The organism is Streptomyces sp. NPDC004051, from assembly GCF_053604275.1.
Map to the genome: position 1 here is coordinate 83,748 of NZ_JBSGHG010000023.1, position 25,873 is coordinate 109,620.

Below are 25,873 nucleotides of genomic sequence, written 5' to 3' on the forward strand. Positions count from 1 at the left end.
CCGCGTCAGCCGGAGGGGAACACCATGAACAACTGGATCAACACCACGATCACTTACCTCCACTCCCGCACCACCCGCGACGACCGGGGCCAGACGGCGGTGGAGTACCTGGGCATCATCGCGGTGGTGGTGGCAATCGTGCTGGCGATCACGGGGACGAGCATCGGGCAGACGATTTTCAATGCGATCACCGACAAAATCACCGAGGTAACCGGCGGTTGAGGAAGTTCCGCAAGTACGGCGACGCCGGGCAGGCCTTCCCCATTTACATCACGGTGGTGGGAGGCCTGCTCTTTCTCGCGTTCGCGTACTTGGCGGTCGGACAGGCAGCGGCCAACAGGAACGGAGCTCGGACAGCCGCGGACGCGGCCGCACTCGCGGCGGCTCAGGACAGGCGTGACCAGCTCACAGGCGCCTGGATCGAGGACCTCCTGGATCCGACCAAGTGGAAGGCGATCTTCGACGGCGCTGTGGAAGGACTCGACGATTCGTGCTGGCGCGCACAACAACTCGCTGCGCAGAATGATGCAGCCGTCCAGGGGTGCAATCAGAAAGGGTTGCTGGGCTACACCGTCGAGGTCGAGACGACCGACACCGTGGGGGAATCCATTGTGCCCGGCACCGAGAGCGTGAAGTCGAGGGAAACAGCCACTGCGGTGATCGATCCTCGCTGTACTTTCGACCCTCTGGTCGAGGATGCCCCCGACGGCACCCTGCCTCTGCTCACCTGTAAGGGCATCGAGTGGGAACTGGATCCCGAAGGTCCGGTGGAACTCCTCCCGCAGCCCGAGGACCTTTTCGATGTCCATCTGGCCGACTGACCGACGAACGACAAGTGACTAAGGAAGCAGAGGCATGAGCATTTGGTTCACAACGAAGGCTCAGAGGGGGATGGTCGCGCTGACCGTTGCGGCCGGACTGGCCCTCGGAGTGGCTGGCTGTGGTGGGGGAGGCGACGATGGTAAGAGTCCAGAGACGTCAGCGTCCGCTTCTAAGAGCGAAGGGTCCAACCCGAGTGCTCAGGAGGGCCCAGCAGAAGAGATCCAGGTCGAACTGAAGGGGCCCGGTGGTCTGCTGCTCCAGATCACCTCTGCCGAGCGGGACGCTGGGGGCTTCGTCACGGTCAATGGCGCTCTGAAGAATGAAAGCGACGGTACGCTCACACTGCCTGCGCAACTGAGCGGTAATGAAACCGAGGTCATCAGGAACGGACAGTCTTTGGGTGGGGCAGCACTGATCGATTCCAAGGGCAAGAAGCGCTATTACGTTCTCCGTGACACGGACGGCCGCCCCCTCACCACAACGGGGATCAGCCGTGTCAAGTCAGGCGAGACTGTGCCTGTCTTCATGCAGTTCCCGTCACCTCCGAACGGGACGACCGAAGTGACCTTCCAGTTGCCGATGTTCGCCTCCGGCAACATCGCGATCACTGGATGAGGCGGCGATGACCCACTTGCGCACCCGATCTGGGGCCCCACGTCTCGCAGTGGTTGCCGCTACCGCCACTGTCCTCATCGCCGCGAGCACTCTCGGCGCCACCGGCGCTGTCGCCGATGACGGTCCCAGCGTTCCTCCGGGCACCGAAGCCACCGCTTCCGCCCCGGTCGAACTCGACCCCAACGACCCCGACCTGAAGCTCCCCGACGGTGCCACCCTCGCCGAACCGAAGGTGCTCGACATCAAGCAGGTCGTCGAGGAGCAGAGCGGTGACGAGCGTCGCGAGGACACCAACACGGAGGTGACGTTCGCGCTGCAGGCCGAGGTGTTGTTCGGCAAGAACAGCGCGAAGCTCAGCGCGCAGGCGAAGTCCCGCATCGGCACGATCGCCGAAGAGATCAAGAAGCAGAACGCCACGAAGATCCGCGTCTTCGGCTTCACGGACAACCTGGGCTCCTCGGCCCACGGCGACGTCCTGTCCCGCAAACGCGCGAACGCCGTGCACACCGTCCTGGGCCGGGAGTTGAACGATCCCGGCGTCACCTACGAGGTACGCGGCTACGGCGAGCAGTACCCGATCGCCGACAACTCCACCGAGGCCGGCCGCAAGAAGAACCGCAGGGTCGAGATCTCCTTCCCCCGCACGGAGAGCTGACGCCCCGAGTCCCGGCCGGGACAGCTCGGACGGTGTTCTACCAGGGTGTAGAGGGTCTCCGCGGTCCCTGTGCTGCGGGGCCGCGGAGGGGTGCTGTGCGGAAAACCGTGAGCAATCGGTGGGCATGTGTCACTTAAGCGCTCACATGAGCGGCATCAGGACAGTAGTGGCCGAAGTGCTCACGCTTTTCGGGTGGTGTGTCTTCCCTGGGGTGCGGGTGAGTGTCCCGGCATCACCCACGTCGAACCCGCCGAGCAGCACACCCGGCCCCGCCCTGCGACGCCACCTTCAGCTTCCTTGCGCCACCCGCAAGAACGCCATCGTGGCTCGGACCCGAAGGGTCGGCCTTCCCGGCGGTACCGCACCCCTGCTCATGGGGAGATCTGACGGGCGCCGGACGTTCCGCTGCGATGTTTCGGTGTCCTGCGGCTCACAGCAGGTGGTCCGCCTTGCCCGCCTTGATTTCGAGGATGAGGTAAGGGCCGGATGCCCGACTCCATGGCGGAGGGGTGCTCCCCAGGGAGGGGGCACGGGCGTACGCGGCCGGGGGGGCCTAGAGACGCCCGCCGCCATCCCCGCCGGCGTCCGGCACCACCGTCACCTGCACTCCGGCGCGCAACCCCCACCCCGCCATCGCCCCCGCCTCGGCCTCGACGACGTGCCGTGCCCGGACGCGCGGCAGCCCGAGCCGCCCCGGTGGCATGGTGCGTACGGCGACGACGCGGAAGCGCCGGTCGAGGTAGGCGACGTCGATGGGCATGCGCATGCGGAAGGTGTGGATGCTGTTGGCGGGGGAGAGGAGCAGCGCGCCGTCGAGGGCGTCCCGGCCCAGCAGGCCCTTGGTGCGGGCCCGGTAGGAGGCGGCGATCTCCAGCGGCACGCGCACGGCCGGCCCGTCGCCGTCACCCGGGACGACCAACTCCCCGTGCCCGTCACGCCGAAGTGCCACCGCCACCCCGCCCGCCCCTCTTCCGTTCCGGCCGGCTCCATGGTCGGCCGCCGCGGAGCCGGGCCGCAAGGGTGGCCGGGATGCAGGAGGGCGTCGGCCCCCGCGTGGTCCGGTCGTGGGCCGTCGGTCGGGCTGCGTTCACGTCGCCGTACATCGCGTGCGCGAAGCTGCGCGGGAGGGGTCGCGCGGTGGAGGGGATTGCGCGACCTCCGCCGCCGCTCCGTCGCGGGGCGGGGCGGGGTCAAGCGGACGTTCCCGCCGGGGTCACCCGTCAGGGGGACGGCTGGAAGGGTGGGGGCGGTGGAGACGAGGTGCGGGTGGACCGCGCCGCGCCGGGCGTGATGTCCTGGTATTGCATGGTTCTTCCGGGAAGAAAAGCTTCATTTCGGCCGTTCGCGTGCCCGGAGTGCAGGATTCCGTAGTCGTCGGGGCGTTGTCGGGTGATTCCGGAGAGTAGTTGTGGCCCGCCGATGCACGCAGCATCACTTACGAAGGGTTATGGTGGAAACCCCCCCTCGGGCCGGTCCGTATCCCCCCCCACGGACCGGCCCGTTTTTCTGGGCCCTCCCCCCACGGGGGTAGGCTTCGCGTCCGGGGGCTGCCAGAGGGACAGGATTCGCCCGCGGCTGAGAGCGTGCAGCATGCCGTGGATCACGGCGGGTGCCGCTCCTGTCCGATCCGTACGGAGGGGCTGACGATCACGTGAACCTGCGCGACAAGCTGCGCGGCCTGCTGGTCAGGTTGTACGCACGCCGGGTGGAAGGCCACCTGGACCCCGCTCAGGTGCCCAAGCACATCGGCGTCATCATGGATGGCAACCGCCGTTGGGCGAAGGCCTCCGGCTCCAGCACCGTCCACGGCCACCGGGCCGGCGCGGACAAGATCGGGGAGTTCCTCGGCTGGTGCACCGAGACCGACGTCGAGGTCGTCACGCTCTGGCTGCTGTCGACGGACAACTTCGACCGGCCGGAGGAGGAGCTCGTCCCGCTCCTCGGCATCATCGAGGACGTCGTGCGCACCCTCGGCACCGACGGCCGCTGGCAGGTGCACCACGTTGGCACGCGGGACCTGCTGCCGCCCGGGATGCAGGCCACGCTCAAGGAGGCCGAGGAGGCCACCGCGCAGGTCGACGGCATAGTGGTCAACGTCGCCATCGGGTACGGCGGTCGCCAGGAGATCGCCGACGCGGTGCGCTCCATGATGCTCGAGGCCCACGCGAAGGGCACCTCGATGGAGGAGCTCGCCGAGGCCGTCGACGTCGACATGATCGGGCGTCACCTCTACACCAAGGCCCAGCCCGACCCGGACCTCGTCATCCGTACGAGTGGCGAACAGCGGTTGTCCGGATTCATGCTCTGGCAGACCGCTCACGCGGAGTACTACTTCTGCGAGGTCTTCTGGCCGGCCTTCCGCAAAGTGGACTTTCTGCGGGCCCTGCGTGACTACGCCGCTCGTCACCGGCGTTTCGGCGGCTGAGGCCGTCCCCGCGTAACGGGGAGTTCATCGGGGCGCCGCCGTGCGGTTCGGCATGACGGCGATGGTGGGAGGGCATAACTCAGACAGGTCGACACCCGAACCACGGGTGTCGGATCTCAGCGGGCGGCCCGGGGCCGCCCGCCCGGGAGGCCCTTTGCACCAGCCCGACCGTGCGGTCACGGCACGGACGAAGCAGCGGGGGGCCGGTCCTCGGCCCGTGCATCGGCGCCGTCGACCGGTCCAGCTCCGCTCCGTCGCTCCCCGACCTCTTCCGAGGGGGTACGTCCTTCCGTGGTGACCAGCACACAGCGCCACAAGCCCGACCGGCGCACCTATGTCATCGACACCAGCGTTCTGCTGGCCGACCCCAACGCCCTGAGCCGCTTCGACGAGCACGAGGTCGTGCTTCCCGTCGTCGTGGTGACGGAGTTGGAGGCCAAGCGGAACCATCCCGAACTCGGCTACTTCGCCCGGCAGGCGCTGCGCCTGCTCGACGACTACCGGGTGAGGTACGGCCGTCTCGACGCTCCCCTCCCGATCGGGGACCTCGGCGGAACCCTGCGTGTCGAGCTCAACCACTCGGACCCCAGCGTGCTGCCCAGTGGCTACCGCCTGGGGGACAACGACTCCCGCATCCTCGCGGTCGCCCGCAATCTGCAGGCCGAGGGGTTCGACGTCACCGTGGTGTCGAAGGATCTCCCGCTCAGGATCAAGGCGTCCTCCGTGGGCCTCCTCGCCGAGGAGTACCGAGCGGAGCTCGCCGTCACGGATGCCTCCGGCTGGACCGGGATGTCCGAACTGAACCTGCCCGCCGAACAGGTGGACGTCCTCTTCGAGGAGGGGCACATCTACGTGCCCGAAGCGGCCGACCTGCCCGTGCACACGGGGCTGACCATCCACTCCGAGCGCGGCAAGGCCCTCGGCCGGGTCACGCCCGAGGGGAACGTCCGTCTGGTGCGCGGCGACCGGGAGGCGTTCGGCATCAAGGGCAGGAGCGCCGAGCAGCGGATCGCGCTCGACCTGCTGCTCGACCCGGACGTGGGAATCCTCTCCCTGGGCGGCCGGGCCGGCACCGGCAAGTCGGCGCTGGCGCTGTGCGCGGGACTGGAGGCGGTGCTGGAGCGCCGGCAGCACCAGAAGGTGATGGTCTTCCGCCCGCTGTACGCGGTGGGCGGGCAGGAGCTCGGCTATCTGCCCGGCAGCGAGGCCGAGAAGATGAGCCCCTGGGCGCAGGCCGTCTTCGACACGCTGTCGGCGGTCACCAGCCGTGAGGTCATCGAGGAGGTCACCGCGCGCGGCATGCTGGAGGTCCTGCCGCTCACGCACATCCGGGGCCGCTCGCTGCACGACGCGTTCGTGATCGTCGACGAGGCGCAGTCACTGGAACGGAACGTACTGCTGACCGTGCTGTCCCGGATCGGCGCCAATTCGCGGGTGGTCCTCACCCACGACGTGGCCCAGCGGGACAACCTCCGAGTGGGCCGGTACGACGGTGTGGTCGCCGTCGTCGAGAAGCTGAAGGGGCATCCGCTCTTCGCGCACGTGACCCTGAACCGGTCCGAGCGGTCCCAGATCGCCGCCCTGGTGACCGAAATGCTGGAGGACGGACAGCTCTGATGCACCCGCGCCCGATATGGGCCCGATCCGCCCCTGATGGGCCGTCCGGGTTGTATCGGGTATGTCGCGGCCTGTCGGGTTTATTGAGCCGATAGGTCGGAAGGGTCCTTCGAAAGGCTCTGCGGGTGGACCGGACCCTTTGGTCCTGTCTCCGAACAGGGTTCGACAGCACGACAGTTGGCGCCGTCCGGAAAGGCCGAGAGCCTAGCCGGGCGGCGTCGGCGTGCGCGCGGCTTTCCGGAAATCTCCGGGGGCAAACGAGATGTGAGCTTTCACACGCGTGATGGAATTGCCTCGCGCCTCCGGATTGCGGCAGAGTCTCACTCCTGTCAGGCCCCGCATGCGACACAGTCTCACCCCCCTGGGGGTACCTCCCACGCCCTTGAGGCAGTGGGGGAGGTGGGACACACAGGCACCAGCGCCAACTGCATAGCGTCGTCGTATGCCGCCCGAGCATCATGCGGCGCTCCCGTTCGGGAGTTGCCCACCGGGCCCGTGCCTTCCGTGACCCGAGTTGGGGAGGCCAGTGCCAGGGGCACGATTGCGTCCGCGAGGGTCACCGAAGCGGTCGATGCTGGAAGGAAACCGTGTGAGCCGGATTTCGGTCCGGGGATTCGCAGTGGCTTCGGCCACGGCGGTCACCGCTGTCGGAAGCGTTGTCGGTGTTGCGTCGGGCAGTACCGCGCAGACCAACGACGATTTCGAGACGACGGCAGCCGGCACCACGCTGCTCGCGGACATCCCCGCGGGCCAGCAGGCCCAGGTGCAGACCGCATCCCTGACGCAGCAGGCCGAAACCATGGCCATCGCCGCGGACACGAGTGCCAAGAAGGACGCGGAGGCGGCGGCCCGCAAGGCTGCCGCGGAGACCGCGATCGCCAAGAAGAAGGAAGCCGCCGAGCAGGCGGCCAAGGAAGCCCAGGCCGCGAAGGAGGCCAAGGAGCGCGCGGAGGCCGAGAAGGCCGCCAGCCGTTCCAAGGCGGCTTCCGCCTCCGCTTCGGCCTCCGACTTCGCGGTCCAGAGCTCGTACACCGTCGCCCAGGTCCAGGCGATGGCCCGGCAGATGATCCCGGGCGACCAGTTCCAGTGCTTCAGCAACATCGTGCAGCGCGAGTCCACCTGGAACTACAAGGCCATGAACCCCTCCTCCGGCGCCTACGGTCTCGTCCAGGCGCTGCCGGGCACCAAGATGGCCTCGGCCGGCGCCGACTGGCAGACCAACCCGGCGACCCAGATCAAGTGGGGCCTCGGCTACATGAACGAGCGCTACGGCAGCCCCTGCGGCGCCTGGTCGTTCTGGCAGGCCAACCACTGGTACTGAGACCCCTCCGGATCGTGCCGGACCCACCGGCCCGCGGTCCCGCTCAACCTCGGCAGAGCCCCACACCGTCCTCAAGGTGTGGGGCTTTCGCCCTGTACGGTCGGAGCGACGACTCCAGGGGGAGTGGTGGTGCGAAACGGGGGCAAGGGGCGGTTCATGTCACGAGTGCCAGGATGGCTCGGCCGGGTCGGAGCCCGACTGACCGAAGTGAGCAGGCGGCTGGAAGAGCGCCGCGCCGAGATGGAACGGGAGAGCCGGGACACTCCGGAGCACGCCGGGACGACCGGAACGACCGAAACGGCCGGGACGATCGAGCCGACCGGGACGACCGGGGCGGCCGGACCGGCCGCCGCGCCCGCCGACCGGGTTCCCGCGCCGCCGAGCGGCCACACCCCCGCAACCGATCCCGGACACGCCGTCGCGCCGGCTCAGGTCGTTCCCTCCCGTCCCGATCCCGCCCAGGCCGTGCCGTGGGGCGTACGGGTCGCGGCCGAGGCCGGCTGGCGCCTGCTGGTGCTCGCGGGCACGGTCTGGGTGCTCATGCGGGTCATCGGCACCGTCCGGCTGGTGGTGCTGGCCTTCGTCGCCGCGCTGCTGATCACGGCGCTGCTGCAGCCGACGGTGGCCCGGCTGCGGCAGCTCGGGCTGCCGCGCGGCCCGGCCACGGCGCTGACCGCGCTGTTCGGGTTCGTCGTCATCGGCCTCATAGGCTGGTTCGTGACCTGGCAGGTCATGGAGAACATCGACACCCTCTCCGACCAGATCCAGGACGGCATCGACGAACTGCGCAACTGGCTGCTCAACAGCCCCTTCCACGTCACCGACAAGCAGATCAACGAGATCGCCAAGAACCTGCGTGAGGCGGTCGGCGCCAACACCGAGCAGATCACCTCGGCGGGCCTGGAGGGCGTGACGGTCGTCGTCGAGGCGCTCACCGGCATCCTGCTCGCGGTCTTCTCCACGCTGTTCCTGCTCTACGACGGCAAGCGCATCTGGGAGTGGACGCTGAGGCTGGTGCCCGCCGCCGCCCGCCCGGGTGTCGCCGGGGCGGGACCGGCCGCCTGGCGGACGCTGACGGCGTATGTGCGCGGCACGGTGGTGGTGGCGCTGATCGACGCGATCTTCATCGGTCTCGGCATCTACTTCCTGAACGTGCCGATGGCGGTGCCGCTCGCCGTCTTCATCTTCCTGTTCTCCTTCATCCCGCTCGTCGGTGCGGTGGTCTCGGGGGCGCTGGCCGTGGTCGTCGCGCTGGTCACCCAGGGCGTGTTCACGGCGGTCATGACGCTGGTGGTGGTCCTGGCGGTGCAGCAGATAGAGGGCCACATCCTCCAGCCGTTCATCCTGGGCCGCGCGGTGCGCGTCCATCCGCTCGCGGTGGTGCTGGCGGTCGCGACCGGCGGGATGGTGGCCGGGATCGGCGGCGCGGTGGTCGCCGTACCGCTGGTCGCGGTGACGAACACCGTCGTGGGCTATCTGAGCGCGTACTCGCGGGAGACGTCCGTGCGTCTCGCCCCCAGGCCGCGGGGCGCCACGGCGGTCTCGGCGGCCGTGAACCCCCACGGTCCGCAGGAGCCGCGGGTACCCCCGGCTCCTGCGGAGCCGCCTGTCCCGCCGGGCCCGGTTCCGCCGGAGGACACACGGGGGTAGTGCGGGAGCGGCACGGGGCCGGTACGCGACAGCGGGCCCGGTCACCGTCGTGGTGATCGGGCCCGCTGCGGAGGAGGGCGGAGGGTCCGCGGAGTTACGGAGTCACTCCGAGAGAGCCGCCTCCGCGTCCAGGGTGGCGGCGACGGCCTGGACCACCGCGGCGATCTTGAACGCCTCCTGGACGACCTCGCGTTCGACGCCGGCCTTGCGCAGGACCTGCTCGTGGGAGTCGAGGCACTGTCCACAGCCGTTGATCGCGGACACCGCGAACGACCAGAACTCGAAGTCGACCTTGTCGACGCCCGGGTTGCCGATGACGTTCATCCGCAGGCCGGCGCGGAGCGTGCCGTACTCGTCGTCCGACAGCAGGTGGCGGGTGCGGTAGAAGACGTTGTTCATCGCCATCACCGCGGCGGCGGCCTTCGCCGCCGTGTACGCCTCGGGCGACAGGTTCGCCTTCGCCTCGGGCTCCAGCTCACGCAGCACGATGGCCGAGCGCGAGGCGATCGCGGTCGACAGCACCGTGCCCCACAGCCGCTGGGCGGGGAGGTCGGAGTTGCCGATGACCGAGCCCAGGTTGAGCTTCAGGTCCTTGGCGTAGTCCGGGAGACGGGACTTGAGGGAGTCGAGCGACATGTCAGGTCACTCCCCGGCCAGCAGCGCGACCGGGTCCAGGGTCTCGTCGCCCTTGGACCAGTTGCACGGGCAGAGCTCGTCGGTCTGCAGGGCGTCCAGGACCCGCAGGACCTCCTTGGGGTTACGGCCGACGGAGCCGGCGGTCACCATGGAGAACTGGATCTCGTTGTTCTGGTCCACGATGAACACCGCGCGCTTGGCGAAACCGTCCTCGCCCTCGATGCCGAGGTCGCGCATCAGCTCGTGCTTGGAGTCCGCCATCATCGGGAACGGCAGGTCGCGCAGGTCGTCGTGGTCCTTGCGCCAGGCGTGGTGGACGAACTCCGAGTCGCCGGAGAAGCCGAGGACCTGGGCGTCACGGTCGGCGAACTCGTCGTTCAGCTTGCCGAAGGCGGCGATCTCGGTGGGGCACACGAAGGTGAAGTCCTTGGGCCACGCAAAGATGATCTTCCACTTGCCCTCGTAGGTCTTGTGGTTGATCGTGTCGAACTCCTTGCCCTTCTCCAGCGAGACGCAGGCCGTCAGTTCGAACTCGGGGAACTTGTCACCGACAGTGAGCACAGGCTCTCCTTGCAGCGAGGAAACATCCGGGTTGCGGAGGTTTCCCATGGGTTGGACATGATGGATGTTGGCACAAGGTGCATTGATCAGTGAAATAGCTACAATCGGTCAGGTTGATCGGAGGTGCCTATAAGTGACCGTGGGTAATCGAAGCAGGCGGCAGCCCAGCCTGGCGCAGCTGCGCGCGTTCTCCGCGGTGGCCGAGCACCTGCATTTCCGGGACGCCGCCGCAGCCATCGGGATGAGCCAACCCGCGCTGTCGGGGGCCGTGTCGGCGCTGGAGGAGACACTGGGCGTCACCCTCGTGGAACGTACGACGCGCAAGGTGCTGCTCTCGCCCGCCGGTGAGCGCCTCTCGGTGCGGGCCAAGGCGGTGCTGGAGGACATCGGGGCTCTGATCGAGGAGGCGGAGGCGCTGCGGGCGCCGTTCACCGGGGTGTTCCGGCTCGGGGTGATCCCGACGGTGGCGCCGTACCTGCTGCCCACCGTCCTGCGGCAGGTCCGCACCCGTTATCCGCACCTCGACCTCCAGGTGCACGAGGAGCAGACCGCGAGCCTGTTGGAGGGGCTGTCCGCCGGCCGGCTGGACCTGCTGCTCCTCGCGGTGTCGCCCCCGGCGGCGAAGGATTCTCCGGCAACGAGTACGGCTTCGGCAGCCGCGTCTTCGGCAGCCGCGTCTTCGGCAGCCGCGGCTTCCCCGGCCGCGGGCGGGTCCGGGCGGGGGCGTTCGTACGGGGTGCCGGGCATGACCGAAGTGCCGCTGTTCGACGAGGACTTCGTGCTCGTCACACCGCCGGACCACCCGCTCGGCGGCCGGACGCGGCTTCCCCGTGCGGTCCTGCGCGAGCTGAACCTGCTGCTGCTCGACGAGGGGCACTGCCTGCGCGACCAGGCCCTCGACATCTGCCGCGAGGCGGGCCGCGACGGGGTCGCGGCCACCACGACGGCGGCGGGACTGTCCACGCTGGTGCAACTGGTGGCGGGCGGCCTCGGCGTGACCTTGCTGCCCCGCACCGCCGTCGAGGTCGAGACCGGCCGCGCCGGCCGCCTGCGCACCGCCTGCTTCACCGACCCCGCCCCCTCCCGCCGCATCGCCCTCGTCATGCGCACGGGTGCGGCCCGCGCCGCGGAGTACGAGGAACTGGCGGTGGCCCTCCGGGAGGCGATGGCCGACCTGCCGGTACGGATCGTCCCGGACGCCGCCTGACCGCCGCCTCCGCCCCGCCCCGCCCCGTGGTGTGGGGCGGGGCGGAGGGGCCACTACTCCGTGCGGAGGCCGTCCGGGCGCATCATGCGCAGCAGGGGCGGCAGGCTCAGCAGGGTCACCGCCAGGACGACGCCCGTCCCGACGCCGGTCATCTGGAACAGGCTCGTCCAGTCCACCCGTACCGACGCCCCGGCCATCCGCAGCAGGATCGTGCCCAGCGCGACGCCCACCGCCGCGGCCAGCAGCAGTCCCAGGCCGATCGGGACGGCCGTCTGCCACAGCACCGACAGGCTCAGGGTGCGCCGCCGGGTGCCGAAGGCGACCAGCGCCGACAGCAGCTTGCGGCGTTCGCGCAGCTGCTCCAGCTGGGAGACCAGCAGGCTCGCCCCGATCAGCAGCAGGACACAGGCGGCGCCGACGAACAGGCCGGTGCGGATGGACTCGTAGCGGTCGGAGCGCTCGTTCGTCCGCCACGTCATCGGCTCGGACAGCGGGTCGATCGCGGCGGCCGTGTTGCGCACGTGCTCGCGGGCGTACGGCACCGACTCGTCGAGCGCGATGTAGAGCTTGCCGGAGACCGCGCCCGCCACCTCGGCCGGCACCGCGCCCTGGGTCATCAGGAAGCCGCCGCGTTTGGCGCCCACCGGGTCCCGGATCGACCGGCCCTGCTTCACACCCTCCGGGACGGTCCAGACCACGTCCTCACCGTAGCTCGAGGGGTCGGCGGGGTCGGGCACCTCCAGGTACAGCTTCTGGCCCGGCCTGTTCAGCGACGGGGTGTCGGTGTCGTACTTGCCGGACAGCGAGAACACGTCGCCGTCACGGCAGGAGGGGAGCTCCGCCACCACGCGCAGGGTCGCGCAGTCGCCGACGGTCAGTGAGGTGAAGCGCTCCGGTTCCTGTCGCCAGGGCGCGTCACCGAAGTAGCCCTCGGACAGCGCGTGGACGTGCTGGACCCCCTCGGTCTCCGTCAGCTTCCGGGCTGCCGGGGCGAGTTCCATGCCCCTCGACACGTCCACCTGCATCTGGGCCCGTGCCATGTCGTACCGGGTGGCCCTGGTGTAGTCGTCCTCGACGCCGGCGAACAGCATCTGCAGCGCGATCGCCCCGGCCACCGCCACCGCGATGCCGTTGACCATGCGGGCCGCCGTGCCGCTGCTCAACTGGAGTCGGCGGACCGCCAGTTGCCAGGAGACGCTGCCCTTGCCGAGCCGGGCGACGACCGTCTCCACGAGCCACGGCAGCAGTGCGGTGACCCCGACGAGCAGCAGCAGGACACCGCCGACGACCAGGTACTGGTTGAACTCCCCCTGGTCCCGGCCCTGTCCGACCATGGGGTAGAGCATCACGGTTCCGGCCAGTGGCAGCAGCAACCGCCACCACAGCCGGCGCCGGGTCGGCCGTGCCGTGCGCACCACGCCCAGCGGTTCGATGACGACCCCGCGCAGCGCGAGCAGCGTCACCAGCACCGCGGCGGCCGGAACCGCCACCGCGACCAGCAGTGCCAGCAGCGGCGAGGGGTTCAGATAGCTCGGGAACACGCTGACGCCGAACACCTCGAAGGAGGCGGCGACCTCACGTCCGATCAGGAAGAAGACCGTGCCGAGGACCAGCCCGAGCAGTGCCCCGGCGAACGCCTCGCCCGCCGCGATCCGCCGGGTGGCCGCGGCGTCGGAGCCGATCAGCCGCAGCGCCGCCAGCCTGCGGTCGCGCCGCTCGCCGCCGAACCGTACGGCGGTCGCGATGAACACGGCGACCGGCGTCAGCAGCACCACGAAGACGACCAGCATCAGCAGCATCAGCACCGGGTCGAGTTCCTCGGGGGTGAGCTGCTCGGGCGAGCCGAATGCGGTGAGGCGTACCGTGCCCGAACCGAGCCGGTCCGCGAGGCCCGTGCCGCCGGCGTAGTAGGCGAGTTCCTGGGAACCGATGAGTCCCTGCTCGCCGATGGTCCCCACGATCTCGTACGGCAGCCGCTCGCGCAGCAGCCGGGCGTCGTCCGAGGCGAGGAACTCCTTCAGGGCGGGGGAGACGACCATGTCACCGGCGGCCGGGAACTCCTCCAGGCCCGGCGGCAGCGGCGCCTTCGGGCCCTCCGGCTCCAGCACCCGGCCGCGGACCCCCCGGTCCCGGAACTGGGTGTCGACGCGCGTGACGAGCAGGGTGTCGTCGGCGCCGGACTCGGCCATCTGGCTGGTGAAGGGCCAGTCGAGGCGTGCCTCCTCCCGTCGGTCCCGCTCCTCCAGCGCGGCGGGGATGGCGGTGGTGAGCAGCAGCAGCGCCACTCCGAGGCCGACGCCGACACCGGTGAGCAGGGCCCGGACCCATCCCTCACGCCCGCCGGCCAGGGCGAACCGCAGGCCCATGCCCAGGTCCCGGACCACGGCCCGGAGCTTCGACTCGGCGCGGGCCCGTTCCCCGGTCCCGTTCATACGGCGTGCTCCATGCTCCGGGACTTCCCGTCGCGCACGACGACCTCGCGGTCGGAGTACGCGGCGACCCGCGCCTCGTGGGTGACGAGGACGACGGCGGCGTTGGTGGACCGGGCGGCCTCGGTGAGCAGTTCCATCACGCGCTCGCCGTTGAGCGAGTCCAGCGCGCCGGTCGGCTCGTCGGCGAACAGCACCCGCGGGCCGGTGACCAGCGACCTGGCCACGGCGACCCGCTGGCCCTGGCCGCCGGAGACCTCGCCGGGCCGCTTCCTGCGCACGTCGTCCACCTCGAGGCGCTCGAGCCAGGACAGGGCAGCCCGTTCGGCCTCCTTGCGGGGCGTGCCGTTCAGCCGCATCGGCAGGGCGACGTTCTCCACACAGGTCAGCTCCGGCACGAGCTGGCCGAACTGGAAGACGAAGCCGAATTCCGAGCGCCTGAGCCTGCTGCGCTCGGAGTCGTTCATCGCGGTCAGTTCGCGCCCGTCGTACGTGATGGAGCCGGAGTCGGGGGTGACGATCCCGGCGAGGCAGTGCAGCAGGGTCGACTTGCCCGACCCGGAGGGGCCCATCACGGCGACGACCTCGCCGGGGTGGATGGAGAACGCGGCGCCGTCCAGCGCGGTGGTCGGTCCGTACGCCTTGCGCAGGTCCCGGGCGGCGAGCAGGGATCCGGCGGGGATCGTCATCGGGTGACCGCCTCACGGAGCTTGTCGAGGCGCGCCGCGGTGAGCTCCAGCCAGCGCAGATCGGCCTCGAGGTGGAAAAGGGCGTGGTCGCAGATGAGCTGGTCGGCCAGGTCGCCCTGGCGTTTGCGTTCGGTGAGGACGCGCATGCCGCGCAGATGCGCGGAACGCTGGGTGTCGAGGACGTCGGCGGCGTCGCGGCTGGTGAGCAGCGCGAGGACCACCTTGGTGTAGAGCGTCGACTGGAGGTACGGCTCCGGCTTCTCCGGTGTGGCGAGCCAGCGCGCGACGTCGGTGACGCCGGCCTCGGTGATCGCGTACCGCTTGCGCTCGGGGCCGTCGCCGGCCTCGATGCCGTCGACTTCGACGAGCCCGTTCTTCAGCAGGCGGGACATCGTCGAGTAGACCTGGCCGTAGTGCAGCGGCCGGTCGTGACCGAACGTCGCGTCGAAGGCCCGCTTCAGGTCGTAACCGTGGCGGGGGCCGGACTCCAGGAGCCCGAGAAGGGTGTGACCGATGGACATGCGAAGGACTCTACACACGGTGTATACGCTCCATGTATACATCGCGTGTGCAGAGCGCCGGGGAGGGGGCTGAGAGGAGGTGTAAGCCCAGGTGGGGGGCCTGATGTCACGGTTCTGTCACTGGGGTGCCGTGGGTCCGGGCGGGGTCTCGCCGGGCGGCTGGGCGGGCGGACGGCCCCGGCGGGGGAGGGGGCCCGCCTCGCCGGGGAGGCGGCCCGCCTCCGCGAGGGCGCGGCGCAGCAGGAACTCGATCTGCGCGTTGGCCGAGCGCAGCTCGTCGTTGGCCCACCGCGCCAGCGCCTCGTACACCAGCGGGTCCAGCCGCAGCAGCACCTGCTTGCGCTGCTGCTGCGGCCTGCGCCGAGGAGCCTTGCCCCCGGAGGGGTCGGAGGGGGTGGTCACTGGTAGAGGGACCCGGTGTTGAGGACCGGCTGGGCGGCGCGGTCGCCGCAGAGCACCACCATCAGGTTGGACACCATCGCAGCCTTGCGCTCGGGGTCCAGCTCCACGATGTCGTGCTCGGTGAGCCGGGCCAGCGCCGTCTCCACCATGCCCACGGCGCCCTCCACGATCAGCTGCCGGGCCGCCACGACCGCGCCCGCCTGCTGCCGCTGGAGCATCGCCGAGGCGATCTCGGGCGCGTAGGCGAGGTGGGTGAAGCGGGACTCGATGATCTCGACGCCGGCCGCCTCCACCCGGGCGCGCAGCTCGACCGCGAGCTTCTCGGTGATCTCCTCGGCGTTGCCGCGCAGCGAGAGGCCGTCCTCCTCGTGGGCGTCGTAGGGGTACTCGATGGCGATGTGCCGGACGGCGGCCTCGGTCTGGGTGGAGACGAACTCGACGTAGTCGTCCACCTCGAAGGTGGCCTGCGCGGTGTCCTCCACCCGCCACACCACGACCGAGGCGAGCTCTATGGGGTTGCCGTAGGCGTCGTTCACCTTGAGGACGGCGGTCTCGTGGTTGCGTACGCGGGTCGAGATCTTGGTGCGCGAGGTGAAGGGGTTCACCCAGCGCAGGCCGTCCTGCCGGATCGTGCCCCGGTACCGCCCGAAGAGCTGGACCACGCGGGCCTCGCCCGGCGCCACCATGTTCAGTCCGCACATCGCGAGGAACGCGGCCATGGCGATCAGGATGCCGCCGACGATCAGCAGGGCCTTCAGGCCGTCCCCGGTGACCGCCGAGGCGCTGACGGCCAGTCCGATGCCGAGCAGCAGCCCGGCCAGTCCGAGGAACAGGGCCAGCCCGCCGCCGATGCTGTGCGCCGCCTTCTCCCGCACGCGGGGTGCCGGCATCTCCGGCACCACGGCTGTGACCTGCGCGTCATGTGTGGACATGGGTGTTCCCCCGCCTTTCGGGGCGCCCGCCGCACGGTCCTCGTGCCGCTAGCGCCTGACTATCTAAGTGATATCACTTTAACGGGTCACGGCAACCTTGACCACCCCTCGTACGTCGGTTCCAGTGGGACGGGTGCTGATTGTCACGTCCGTAAAAGCCGGATCGGCGGCCGTTTGTCACACCTCCCGGTGTTAGCTTGCGGAGTCGACCTGGATGTCGAACAGGTGTGGCAGCAGTGCACACACGAGTGAAGCGGAGCAGAGCGGACCCATGGGACGAGCGGAAGAACGACGCGCACGACAGCGCGGGGGGCACCGTGTGGCATCCGGGGGCCGTTCGTCGGGCGGGCAGGGCCGGGGCCGGATACGCCGCCTGTTCACCTGGAAGAAGATCCTCGGCACGTTCTTCGGGCTCTGCCTGCTCGGCATGGGCGCCTTCATCGTGCTGTACATGGTGATCGACATCCCCGAGGGGAACGCCGACGCCCAGGAGCAGAGCAACGTCTACAAGTACAGCGACGGCTCGATCATGGCCCGCAACGGCAAGGTCAACCGTGAGGTCGTCGAACTGGCGCAGATCCCCAAGCCGGTCCAGCGGGCCTTCGTCGCCGCCGAGAACAAGACGTTCTACAAGGACGCCGGCGTCGACCTCAGGGGCACCGCGCGCGGACTGCTCAACACCGTTTCCGGCAAGGGCGCGCAGGGCGGTTCGACGATCACCCAGCAGTACGTGAAGAACTACTACCTGACCCAGGACCAGACGGTCTCCCGCAAGCTCAAGGAACTCGTCATCTCGCTGAAGCTGGACCAGGAGAAGTCCAAGGACTACATCCTCGCCGGCTACATGAACACCAGCTACTACGGCCGCGGCGCCTACGGTGTCCAGGCCGCCGCGCAGGCCTACTACGGCGTCGACAGCGAGGAACTCGACGTCGAGCAGGGCGCCTACCTCGCCGCGCTCCTCCAGGCGCCGAGCCAGTACGACTGGGCGGTCGCCTCGGAGACCGGCAAGAGGCTGGTCAAGAACCGCTGGAACTACGTCCTGGACAACATGGTCGAGCAGGGCTGGCTGGACGGCTCCGAGCGCTCCGGCATGGAGTTCCCGGTGCCGGACGACCCCAAGGGCAACCCCGGAATGGCGGGCCAGACCGGCTACCTGGTGAACGCGGCCAACAGCGCCCTGAAGAAGCAGCTGGTCGCCGAGGGCGCCGTCGAGGACGCCAAGCAGGCCGACGCCCTGGTGGACCTCGGCGGCTGGACCGTCACGCTCAACATCGACAAGAAGAAGCAGGCGGCGCTGGAGAAGGCGGTCAAGACCCAGCTGAACGACAAGCTGGACCCGAAGGCACGCAAGGTCGACGCCGACGTCCAGGCCGGTGCCGTGTCCGTGGACGCGAAGACGGGCGCGGTCGTGGCGATGTACGGCGGGGTGGACTACCTCAAGCACTTCACGAACAACGCCACCCGCGCCGACTACCAGCCCGCCTCCACCTTCAAGCCGGTGATCCTGGCCGCCGCGATCGAGGAGCGGGCCGAGACCCAGGGCGGCGAGCCGATCACGGCCAACACCGTCTACGACGGCACCAGCCGGCGTCCCGTCGAGGAGAACGGCAGGCAGGTCGGGTTCGCCCCGGAGAACCAGGGCGACGTCGACTACGACGACATCACCGTCCAGACGGCCATGAACAAGTCCGTCAACTCCGTCTTCGCGCAGATGGGCGTCGACATCGGGATGGAGAAGGTGATGGAGACCGCCGGCAAGCTCGGCATGGACGTCGAGAAGCTGGAGGCGGTGCCCGCCCAGACGCTGGGCTCGATGGGCGCGAGCCCGCTGGAGATGGCCGGCGTCTACGCCACCCTCGACAACCACGGCAAGAGGACCACCCCGACGATCCTGAAGTCGGCGGAGCACCTCGACCGCACCGTCACCGCCCCGGACGCGGTCGGCGAGCAGGTCATCAGCCGCGAGGCCGCCGACACCGTGACCTCGGTCCTGACCGGCGTGGTCGACGACGGCACGGCCCGCGCGGCGGTCCGGGACCATCCGCTGCGCGGCGGCCAGCAGGTCGCCGGCAAGACCGGCACCTCCGACAACAACAAGTCGGCGTGGTTCGCCGGCTACACCCCCGACCTGGTCACCGCGGTCGGCCTGTTCGGCGAGGACGACAAGCCCCCGCACCCGCAGGTCGAGATGTACGGCGCCGGCGGCGAGGAGCGGGTCAACGGCGGTGGCTTCCCGGCGCAGATCTGGTCGGCGTACACCTTCGGCGTGATGGAGAAGACCAGCAGGTTCGACCTGAAGACCAGCCAGGGCGCGGCCGTCAAGCCGCCTCCGTCGCCGTCGTCCTCCAGCCCCTCCCCGTCGGACTCGCCGACCGAGGAGCCGACGACCGAGGCACCCACCACCGAGCCCCCGACCGAGGAGCCGACGACCGAGGCGCCCACCACCGAGCCCCCGACCCAGGAGCCGACGACCACACCGCCGGCCTCTCCGCCCTTCACCCCGCCGACGACCGAGGTGCCGGAGGACCCGGACAGGCCCACGGACGGCGCGGAGGAGTAGACGGGGCGACGACGAAGAAGAGGGGGCGCCCGGTGTTCGTCACCGGGCGCCCCCTCTTCGTGCCTCGTCGTTCCCCACGGCCCTCGTTCAGCCGCCGTGGTTCAGTTCGAACCACACCACCTTGCCGGTGCTCAGCCGGGTCGCGCCCCAGCGCCGGGCCAGCCGGTTGACCAGGTACAGGCCGCGCCCGCCCTCGTCCGTGGCGCGCGCCTGCCGGAGCCGGGGCAGCTGCGGCACGTCGTCACCGACCTCGCAGCGCAGCACGTCTGTGCGCAGCAGCCGCAGCGTGACCGGCCGCGTGGCGTACCGCACCGCGTTGGTCACCACCTCGCTGACCAGCAGCTCCACCGAATCGGTCAGCTCCTCCAGACCCCACCGGGACAGCGCCTTGCGGGCCAGGCGGCGGGCCCGGCCGGGAGCGGCGTCCTCCGGCTCCAGGAACCAGTACGCCACGTCGTTCGGCGCGATCCCGTCGAAGCGGGCGGCGAGCAGCGCGATGTCGTCGTCCCGGTCGCCCGGACCGAGCATGTCGAGCACCTCGTCGCACAGCGCCTCCAGCGGCGGCGGATGATCCGGGCCGGTCAGCTGCGCGGTCGCGGCGAGCTTGTCGCGCAGCTGGTCGATGCCGGTCCACACGTCCCGCAGCCGGGACTCGACCAGCCCGTCGGTGTAGAGCAGCAGCGTCGCCCCGGCGGGCGCCTCCAGCTCCACGGCCTCGAAGTCCACACCGCCGACCCCGATCGGGGCGCCGGCGGGCACCCGCAGCACCTCGGCCCGGCCGCCGATGGGCAGCAGGATGGGCGGCGGATGACCGGCGTTGGCGATGGTGATGCGGTGCGCGACCGGGTCGTACACCGCGTACAGGCAGGTCGCCATGCGGTCCGCGCCGAGCCGCTGCGCCTGCTCGTCCAGGTGGTGCAGCACCTCCTGCGGGGGCAGGTCGAGCCCGGCCAGGGTCTGGGCGGTGGTGCGCAGTTGACCCATGATCGCGGCGGAGGTCATGGAGTGCCCCATGACGTCGCCGACCACCAGCGCGACCCTGCTGCCGGGCAGCGGGATGGCGTCGTACCAGTCGCCGCCCACCCGCGCGGTCTCCGCGGCCGGCAGGTAGCGGGAGGCCAGCCGCACGCCGGTGCAGCGCGGCAGGTTCTCCGGGAGCATGGTGCGCTGCAGCTCGTCGGCGATGTACGCCTCCCGCCCGTACAGCACCGCCTTGTCGATGCCGAGGGCGCTGTGCGTGGCGAGCTGGGCGGCGACCAGCAGGTCCTCGGCCTCGAAGGCGGTGCGCTCGGGGCCGCGCAGGAACAGGGCCGCGCCGATGACCCGGCGCCGGCCGCGCAGCGGCGCGAGGATCGCCCGCTGCCCGTCGGGCACGGCCGAACCGCCCTCCTCGCCGAGGAGTTCGGGCAGCGCGGCCCGGGCGGCGGGCGCGTCCGTGAACACCGGCCGTACGCCGCGCAGCACTTCGGCGAGCGCGCTGCCGGGCCGTACCGTGCACCGCTCGGCGCCGACCGACTCCAGCGCGGACGGCTCGGGCGGGAGGACCGGCACGAACCCGTTCTCGGTGTCGCGGGCGGCCGGGATCCGGTCGCTGCGACGCAGCCGCAGCACCAGCGGACCGGTGGGCCGCTCGTCGCCGACCGGCAGCGGCTCGCGCAGATAGACCAGGATCGTGTCGGCGAAGGTGGGCACGGTGGCCCGGCACAGCCCCATGACGATCTCTTCGAGATCGATGCCGCGGGCGATCCGCCGGGTCGCGGCGCCGACGAACCTCAGCCGGTCCCCGTCCCGTCGCATCGGCGTGGGCCGCCCGGGGGACGTCACCTGCCCGGTGCGGCGTTCCAGGCCGTCGGGGAGCCGCGCGGGGAGGTCCTGCGGCGGGGTGCTCCGGGCCGGCCCGTCCGGCGCCGGGCCGGCCGGCGCGTCGGGGGCTCCGGGTGTTCCGGAGGCTCCGGGTTCTCCGGCCGGCTGGTGCGGGATGCCCTCGGGCGCGGGCCGGGGCCGGTGCGCGTCCGGTCCGGCGTCCTGCCCGGTGCCCGGCTGGGAGTGCTCGGCAGCGGGTCCGTCCGCCGCCGAGGACGATGCCGGGGGCGGCGTCGACGACGATGTCATGCCCGGCCCGTGAGTCGGTGTCGAGGCAGGCAGGAGCGCCCCGCGGGCATCCGCGGGGGTGACGCCCGGTTCCGGGCGCTCGTAGGAGGTCGGCTGCTCCGTCACGCGTGTCGAGTCCATCCGTCCGGGGCCATGTCGCTGTCCTCGCAGTACTCGGGATACCCGTGGTGCTTGCAGTACTCGTGTTCCCGCCGGAACTCCGATACCCGGATCGTGTGTCCCCGGAACGGAACTCCCTCGTGGGCGGAGGCCGTTCCCGTGCCGCCCGCCGGCCGTCCCCGGCCCGCGCCGGTGGTGCCGTACCCCTCGCTCACGTCCTGCCGCCCCTCGGTGACGTCCGGTCAAGCCCAGCGCGTGTTACGGAAGTTGCTGCCGCTCCGTGCCTTGCGGAGGACGATCCTACGTTTCTTGCCCCGGGGTGCATCAAGAGTCTCATGACGACAGATGCGCGGGAGCGCGGTCCCAGTCCGGTGGCAGTGACGGTACCGTCCAGGCCGGATCCGGGCGCCAGTTCTGCCAGCCGTCCGAGAACGGCGCGCCCCACCGGGCGATCACGTCCACCGCGTCCCGGCCGGCCCGGCGCACCCTTTCGGCCAGGGCGGCGTCCACGAGCCCGTCCCGCTGCGCCTGGGCGAACTCGTCCTCGTCGCGCCAGTGCCAACTGCGGTCGGGGTGCACGGAGATGTCCAGGAAGTGGTCCTCGGAGTCCACCCCGCCCGCCCAGCGGGCCAGCGGCTCCTCCAGGTTCACGTACCAGTTCTTGAACTGCCAGCCCGCGTCCCAGAACAGCCACACCGACCAGGGGTCGCCGGGCCGGGCCAGCTTCAGCACACCGGTCCCGGACCAGCGGTCGCGCCGCACCGCACGGGGCTTGGTGTACCGGGTCGGGAGGGGTTCCCGGTGCACGGGCGTACCGTCGGCGAGCACCGGCTTCACACACTCGGTGCCGGGCGCCATCCACACGGCGAGCAGTCCGGGATCGTCGCGCACGACCGTGACGGGGCGCGCGATGTGGATGTGCGCGCCGCCGTTCTCCCGGTAACGCCACAGCACCTGCGTCCCGGGCGCCCAGTGGCCCCCGCGTCCTGCCGCTCCGCCCTCTGTCATCAGGTCTCTCCGTGGATACCCCCGCCGTGCAGCGGGAGTGGGGTGAATGGGGTGGTGTGGTCGCCTTCGCCCGGTTGGCGAAAGCCGAGTCGGTCGGGTCCACCGCCGGGCCGGCGGGGTGTCGGGTCCGTGGAGCCGGCGTGAGGCCGATGGCCGGTGCACCAGCCCCTGCCGTTCGTTCGAGCCCCTGCCGTTCGTTCGGGTCGGCTGCGGTCGATGAAGCAGAAAGCCCGACCCGTGAGGGCCGGATCTCCCTGCTTCAGCTGAGAGAGATGTCAAGGGCAGATATTAGGTGCCCACGGCACCCGGTGCTGCGGCCCCGTCACGGTTCACCCGTGCGGCAGAGCAGGGACGTGACGGGGGCACGCGTCCAAGGCGCACGGTTCAGGGGCGCGTCATCCGCAGGACGTCCAGGGCCTCGTCGAGCTGCTCCAGGGTGAGGTCGCCCCGCTCGACGTAGCCGCTCTCCAGGACCACCTGGCGGATGGTCCGCCGTTCCGCCAGCACCTTCTTGGCGACCTTCGCGGCCTCCTCGTAGCCGATGTACCTGTTGAGCGGGGTGACCACGGAGGGGGAGGACTCGGCGTACTCGCGGGCCCGCTCGCGGTCGGCGACGATCCCGTCGACGGTACGGTCGGCGAGCAGCCGGGAGGCGTTGGCGAGCAGCCGGATCGACTCCAGGACGTTCTTCGCGATGACCGGCAGCATCACGTTGAGTTCGAAGTTGCCGGAGGCGCCCGCAGTGGCGACCGCCGCGTCGTTGCCCATGACCTGTGCGCAGACCATGAGGACGGCCTCCGGGACGACCGGGTTGACCTTGCCGGGCATGATCGAGGAGCCGGGCTGCAGATCGGGCAGGGCGATCTCGGCGAGGCCGGTGCGGGGGCCGGAGGCCATCCAGCGCAGATCGTTGGTGATCTTCGTCAGGCCGACGGCGATCGTGCGCAGCTGACCGCTGGTCTCCACGATCCCGTCCCGGGCGCCCTGCGCCTCGAAGTGGTCGCGGGCCTCGGTCAGCGGCAGCCCGGTGACCCGGGCGACCTCCTCGATGACGGCGGCCGAGAACCCGGGCGGGGTGTTGATGCCGGTGCCGACGGCGGTTCCGCCCAGAGGCAGTTCGGCCAGCCGGGGCAGGGAGGCGTGCAGCCGCTCCACCCCGTACCGCACCTGGGCGGCGTACCCGCCGAACTCCTGTCCCAGCGTGACGGGCGTGGCGTCCATGAGGTGCGTCCGCCCGGACTTCACCACGTCGGCGAACTCCTCGGCCTTGCGCTCCAGGGAGGCCGCGAGGTGCTCCAGGGCCGGAACGAGGTCCCGGACGACGGCGGCGGTGGCGGCGATGTGGATCGAGGACGGGAAGACGTCGTTGGACGACTGGGAGGCGTTGACGTGGTCGTTGGGGTGCACGGCCCGCCCGAGCCGCTCGGTCGCCAGGGTGGCGATGACCTCGTTGGTGTTCATGTTGGACGAGGTGCCCGAGCCGGTCTGGAACACGTCGACCGGGAAGTGCTCGTCCCAGGTGCCCTCGGCGACCTCCCCGGCCGCCGCGCCGATCGCCTCGGCGATGTCCTGGTCCAGCACCCCGAGGTCCGCGTTCACCTTCGCGGCGGCGCCCTTGATCCGGGCGAGGGCCTCGATGTGGGCGCGTTCGAGGCGCTGCCCGGAGACGGGGAAGTTCTCCACGGCCCGCTGCGTCTGCGCCCGCCACTTGGCCTCGGCGGGCACCCTCACCTCCCCCATGGAGTCGTGCTCGACGCGGTAGTGCCGGTTGTCGTCCGTGGTCGTCATCGTCGTACCTCCGAAGATCACAGCAGTGGCGCGGGCCGGGGTGTTCCCGCGGTCCCCCTGCCAGCATCGCGCGCGGGTACCCGGAACGGACTCCGCCCCGCCGCGCGGGGCGGCGGGGCGGAGTGCCCGGCGGAGGGCCGGCGTCAGGAGACGGCCTGCTGCCAGAGGGTGTGGGCGATGCCGTCGGCCGCGTGGTTCAGGCCGGTGGTGTTGATGTTGCTGAGGGTGTCGCAGGCCCGGTGGTAGCAGGGGTCGTAGGCGGAACCGGCCGTGCCGCCCCACTTGGCGGCCTGCGCGGACGTCTTGCGGGCGCTGGCGCCCATCGCGTAGCCGGAGGTGGGGATGCCGGCCTGCTGGAAGGGGTAGTCGTCGCTGCGCCCCGCGCCCTCGGTGTTCTCCTCGGGCAGCAGGCCCAGCGAGTCCCAGTACGCCTTCATCGGCGCGGCGGCCGACGTGGTGATGCGGTTGATGAAGTAGCCGCCGTTGGTCGAGGCGACCATGTCGAAGTTGTAGTACGCCCGGATCTGGGAGCGCTGGGTGGAGGAGAGCGAACGGACGTAGAACCTCGAGCCGTTGAGGCCCTGCTCCTCGTCGGTCCACCAGGCGAAGCGCACCCGGTTGCGCATGGCCGGGTTCTGCTGGGCCAGGGTCAGGGCGTTCTCCAGGAGCGCCGCCGAGCCGGAACCGTTGTCGTTCATGCCGGGACCCGCCGAGACGCCGTCGAGGTGGGCGCCGAACATGTAGACGTTGTTCGCGTCGCCCCGCGGCCACTCGGCGATCAGGTTGGGGCCCGCTCCGCTGGTGCAGCCGGAGGTGCAGGGCTGCTCGGTGACGGTGTAACCGGCCGCCTGCAGCTTGCCCTTCACGTAGGCGACGGAGTCGCGGTACCCCTGCGTGGTGGAGCGGCGGTTGCCGCCGTTGCGGCCGGCGATGGCGCTGAGCTCGCTCAGGTGCGCCCGCACCTTCGTCACGTCGACGTCGGGTGCGGCGAGCGCGTGCACGGCGGGGGCGGAGGGGTCGGCGCCCGCGGGGGCGGCGGCCGCGGCGGGGAGTGTTCCGCAGCCGAGCACGACGGCGAGGGAGAAGCTCGCCACGGCGAATCGTCGTCTCACACTGTCTCCTTCGGGAAGTGGCCGTGGGGTGTGGGCCACAGGGAGTCCGACATAGCGTGTGCATGTCAGATTGGCGAGAAGACTCACAGCGAAGGTTGAGGGAGTCAACGGAAACGGGGCCCGTGCGGGCAGGTTGTCCAAAAAAGGAACATGGTGTCCGCTGTCCGGACATGGAGAAGGGGCGGCGGGAGGACCGGAGCCCTCGACCGCCGCCCCTCGGGGAAGGTGCTACGCCAGACCCGGTCCCCGTACCGGGATCGTCGTGAACGTCGGGGCGGGCGCCGGGTCCTGGAAGAAGTCGTTCGGTCCCTTCGAGGATCGGGGGCAAATGCGGCATGGGCGGTGCAGCAGCGATAGCGGCCCGGATCGTGGTTTGACTCCAAAGGCCACGGTCCGGGCCGCTTCGCGTATCCACTACTACACACCGCGCGCCCCGTTCACCATTCGGAGAGACGAGACATGAACGACACACTCACTTTGCGCTGCCACGTCTGCGAGCAGGAATTCACCGTGATCTATGGTCCGGGAAGGCCCCGCCAATACTGCGGCCCATCCTGCCGCGCGCTTGCGCGCCGGATAGCGCGCAGAGTCCGCTACGTCGAGCAGGCAGAGCTTAGTACTCCAGCCGTAGTTCGTGATCTTCATGCCTGCGCGGCTTGTCGTCGGTAGTGGCTGGCCTGAGATCGGGCCTGGTGGCGGCGTCGCCAGT

Annotated in this window: 22 protein-coding genes; 10 read left to right on the forward strand and 12 right to left on the reverse strand. The window is 70.5% G+C overall.

Annotated features, from left to right (window positions below; all coding sequences use genetic code 11):
* Positions 1–24 precede the first annotated feature (24 nt).
* From ACWEQO_RS22865 to ACWEQO_RS22880, 4 genes are read left to right on the forward strand one after another with little or no spacing between them, the layout of a single operon-like run.
* On the forward strand, positions 25–222 hold the full coding sequence (locus ACWEQO_RS22865; protein WP_452985010.1) for a Flp family type IVb pilin: 198 nt from the start codon (positions 25–27) through the stop codon (positions 220–222).
* Positions 219–821, forward strand: a complete 603-nt coding sequence (locus tag ACWEQO_RS22870) for a pilus assembly protein TadG-related protein (protein WP_361451637.1) — start codon at positions 219–221, stop codon at positions 819–821. The genes ACWEQO_RS22865 and ACWEQO_RS22870 overlap by 4 nt, the downstream gene beginning before the upstream one ends.
* A 34-nt stretch (positions 822–855) precedes the next feature.
* Entirely contained in the window at positions 856–1,437 is a 582-nt protein-coding gene (locus tag ACWEQO_RS22875; RefSeq protein WP_452985011.1) for a hypothetical protein, read from the forward strand.
* Positions 1,438–1,444: 7 nt separating this feature from the next.
* Complete coding sequence (locus ACWEQO_RS22880; protein ID WP_361451643.1) at positions 1,445–2,092, forward strand: OmpA family protein; 648 nt, start codon at positions 1,445–1,447, stop codon at positions 2,090–2,092.
* Positions 2,093–2,645: 553 nt separating this feature from the next.
* Here ACWEQO_RS22880 and ACWEQO_RS22885 read toward each other — a convergent pair.
* Entirely contained in the window at positions 2,646–3,041 is a 396-nt protein-coding gene (locus tag ACWEQO_RS22885) for a DUF192 domain-containing protein (protein ID WP_452985024.1), read from the reverse strand.
* 702 nt (positions 3,042–3,743) lie between these two features.
* On the opposite strand from ACWEQO_RS22885, the gene ACWEQO_RS22890 reads away from it, so the two are divergent.
* The 4 genes from ACWEQO_RS22890 to ACWEQO_RS22905 all read left to right on the forward strand — a co-directional run bounded on the left by ACWEQO_RS22890 (position 3,744) and on the right by ACWEQO_RS22905 (position 9,105).
* Complete coding sequence (locus ACWEQO_RS22890; protein ID WP_361451649.1) at positions 3,744–4,517, forward strand: isoprenyl transferase; 774 nt, start codon at positions 3,744–3,746, stop codon at positions 4,515–4,517.
* A gap of 291 nt (positions 4,518–4,808) precedes the next feature.
* Positions 4,809–6,134, forward strand: a complete 1,326-nt coding sequence (locus tag ACWEQO_RS22895; RefSeq protein ID WP_361451652.1) for a PhoH family protein — start codon at positions 4,809–4,811, stop codon at positions 6,132–6,134.
* 589 nt (positions 6,135–6,723) lie between these two features.
* Positions 6,724–7,455, forward strand: a complete 732-nt coding sequence (locus ACWEQO_RS22900; protein ID WP_361451655.1) for an aggregation-promoting factor C-terminal-like domain-containing protein — start codon at positions 6,724–6,726, stop codon at positions 7,453–7,455.
* A 156-nt stretch (positions 7,456–7,611) separates the two neighbouring features.
* Positions 7,612–9,105, forward strand: coding sequence for an AI-2E family transporter (locus tag ACWEQO_RS22905; protein WP_452985012.1), 1,494 nt, complete (start codon positions 7,612–7,614; stop codon positions 9,103–9,105).
* Positions 9,106–9,207: 102 nt separating this feature from the next.
* Here the strand turns inward: ACWEQO_RS22905 and ACWEQO_RS22910 are convergent, their stop codons facing one another.
* Positions 9,208–9,741, reverse strand: coding sequence for an alkyl hydroperoxide reductase (locus ACWEQO_RS22910; RefSeq protein WP_452985013.1), 534 nt, complete (start codon positions 9,739–9,741; stop codon positions 9,208–9,210).
* A 6-nt stretch (positions 9,742–9,747) separates the two neighbouring features.
* Positions 9,748–10,302, reverse strand: a complete 555-nt coding sequence (locus tag ACWEQO_RS22915) for a peroxiredoxin (RefSeq protein ID WP_361451664.1) — start codon at positions 10,300–10,302, stop codon at positions 9,748–9,750.
* 133 nt (positions 10,303–10,435) lie between these two features.
* Here ACWEQO_RS22915 and ACWEQO_RS22920 point away from each other — a divergent pair, with 133 nt between their 5' ends.
* Positions 10,436–11,509, forward strand: coding sequence for a LysR substrate-binding domain-containing protein (locus ACWEQO_RS22920; RefSeq protein ID WP_452985014.1), 1,074 nt, complete (start codon positions 10,436–10,438; stop codon positions 11,507–11,509).
* Positions 11,510–11,562: 53 nt separating this feature from the next.
* Here the strand turns inward: ACWEQO_RS22920 and ACWEQO_RS22925 are convergent, their stop codons facing one another.
* From ACWEQO_RS22925 to ACWEQO_RS22945, 5 genes are all read right to left on the reverse strand, one after another.
* Positions 11,563–13,941 carry an ABC transporter permease gene (locus ACWEQO_RS22925; RefSeq protein WP_452985015.1) on the reverse strand — a complete coding sequence of 793 codons (2,379 nt, stop codon included), beginning with the start codon at positions 13,939–13,941 and terminating at the stop codon, positions 11,563–11,565.
* Positions 13,938–14,627 carry an ABC transporter ATP-binding protein gene (locus tag ACWEQO_RS22930; RefSeq protein ID WP_361451673.1) on the reverse strand — a complete coding sequence of 230 codons (690 nt, stop codon included), beginning with the start codon at positions 14,625–14,627 and terminating at the stop codon, positions 13,938–13,940. Before ACWEQO_RS22930 ends, ACWEQO_RS22925 begins: the two co-directional genes overlap by 4 nt.
* Entirely contained in the window at positions 14,624–15,148 is a 525-nt protein-coding gene (locus ACWEQO_RS22935) for a PadR family transcriptional regulator (RefSeq protein WP_452985016.1), read from the reverse strand. The genes ACWEQO_RS22930 and ACWEQO_RS22935 overlap by 4 nt, the downstream gene beginning before the upstream one ends.
* 117 nt (positions 15,149–15,265) lie before the next feature.
* The gene (locus ACWEQO_RS22940) at positions 15,266–15,550 is read right to left on the reverse strand and encodes a hypothetical protein (RefSeq protein ID WP_452985017.1); all 285 of its coding nucleotides are present in this window, start codon (positions 15,548–15,550) and stop codon (positions 15,266–15,268) included.
* Entirely contained in the window at positions 15,547–16,482 is a 936-nt protein-coding gene (locus tag ACWEQO_RS22945) for an SPFH domain-containing protein (RefSeq protein WP_361451679.1), read from the reverse strand. Before ACWEQO_RS22945 ends, ACWEQO_RS22940 begins: the two co-directional genes overlap by 4 nt.
* A 271-nt stretch (positions 16,483–16,753) precedes the next feature.
* On the opposite strand from ACWEQO_RS22945, the gene ACWEQO_RS22950 reads away from it, so the two are divergent.
* Complete coding sequence (locus ACWEQO_RS22950; RefSeq protein WP_361451682.1) at positions 16,754–19,045, forward strand: transglycosylase domain-containing protein; 2,292 nt, start codon at positions 16,754–16,756, stop codon at positions 19,043–19,045.
* Between the two features lie 87 nt (positions 19,046–19,132).
* On the opposite strand, the gene ACWEQO_RS22955 is transcribed toward ACWEQO_RS22950, so the two are convergent.
* From ACWEQO_RS22955 to ACWEQO_RS22970, 4 genes are all read right to left on the reverse strand, one after another.
* Positions 19,133–21,277, reverse strand: a complete 2,145-nt coding sequence (locus ACWEQO_RS22955) for an ATP-binding SpoIIE family protein phosphatase (protein ID WP_361451685.1) — start codon at positions 21,275–21,277, stop codon at positions 19,133–19,135.
* A 312-nt stretch (positions 21,278–21,589) separates the two neighbouring features.
* Entirely contained in the window at positions 21,590–22,264 is a 675-nt protein-coding gene (gene fomD, locus ACWEQO_RS22960) for a cytidylyl-2-hydroxypropylphosphonate hydrolase (protein WP_361451688.1), read from the reverse strand.
* Positions 22,265–22,648: 384 nt separating this feature from the next.
* A complete protein-coding gene (locus tag ACWEQO_RS22965) occupies positions 22,649–24,052 on the reverse strand; it encodes a class II fumarate hydratase (RefSeq protein ID WP_452985018.1) in 1,404 nt (467 codons plus the stop codon).
* A gap of 143 nt (positions 24,053–24,195) precedes the next feature.
* A complete protein-coding gene (locus ACWEQO_RS22970) occupies positions 24,196–25,164 on the reverse strand; it encodes a M28 family metallopeptidase (protein ID WP_452985019.1) in 969 nt (322 codons plus the stop codon).
* Positions 25,165–25,873 lie beyond the last annotated feature (709 nt).

What these genes read in the sequence shown, in the direction of transcription:
- ACWEQO_RS22865 (WP_452985010.1), top strand. Translation starts at nt 25, where the DNA reads ATGAACAACTGGATCAACACCACGATCACTTACCTCCACTCCCGCACC.
- ACWEQO_RS22875 (WP_452985011.1), top strand. Translation starts at nt 856, where the DNA reads ATGAGCATTTGGTTCACAACGAAGGCTCAGAGGGGGATGGTCGCGCTG.
- ACWEQO_RS22880 (WP_361451643.1), top strand. Translation starts at nt 1,445, where the DNA reads ATGACCCACTTGCGCACCCGATCTGGGGCCCCACGTCTCGCAGTGGTT.
- ACWEQO_RS22905 (WP_452985012.1), top strand. Translation starts at nt 7,612, where the DNA reads ATGTCACGAGTGCCAGGATGGCTCGGCCGGGTCGGAGCCCGACTGACC.
- ACWEQO_RS22910 (WP_452985013.1), bottom strand. Translation starts at nt 9,741, where the DNA reads ATGTCGCTCGACTCCCTCAAGTCCCGTCTCCCGGACTACGCCAAGGAC.
- ACWEQO_RS22925 (WP_452985015.1), bottom strand. Translation starts at nt 13,941, where the DNA reads ATGAACGGGACCGGGGAACGGGCCCGCGCCGAGTCGAAGCTCCGGGCC.
- ACWEQO_RS22930 (WP_361451673.1), bottom strand. Translation starts at nt 14,627, where the DNA reads ATGACGATCCCCGCCGGATCCCTGCTCGCCGCCCGGGACCTGCGCAAG.
- ACWEQO_RS22935 (WP_452985016.1), bottom strand. Translation starts at nt 15,148, where the DNA reads ATGTCCATCGGTCACACCCTTCTCGGGCTCCTGGAGTCCGGCCCCCGC.
- ACWEQO_RS22945 (WP_361451679.1), bottom strand. Translation starts at nt 16,482, where the DNA reads ATGTCCACACATGACGCGCAGGTCACAGCCGTGGTGCCGGAGATGCCG.
- ACWEQO_RS22950 (WP_361451682.1), top strand. Translation starts at nt 16,754, where the DNA reads ATGGGACGAGCGGAAGAACGACGCGCACGACAGCGCGGGGGGCACCGT.
- ACWEQO_RS22955 (WP_361451685.1), bottom strand. Translation starts at nt 21,277, where the DNA reads ATGGACTCGACACGCGTGACGGAGCAGCCGACCTCCTACGAGCGCCCG.
- fomD (WP_361451688.1), bottom strand. Translation starts at nt 22,264, where the DNA reads ATGACAGAGGGCGGAGCGGCAGGACGCGGGGGCCACTGGGCGCCCGGG.
- ACWEQO_RS22965 (WP_452985018.1), bottom strand. Translation starts at nt 24,052, where the DNA reads ATGACGACCACGGACGACAACCGGCACTACCGCGTCGAGCACGACTCC.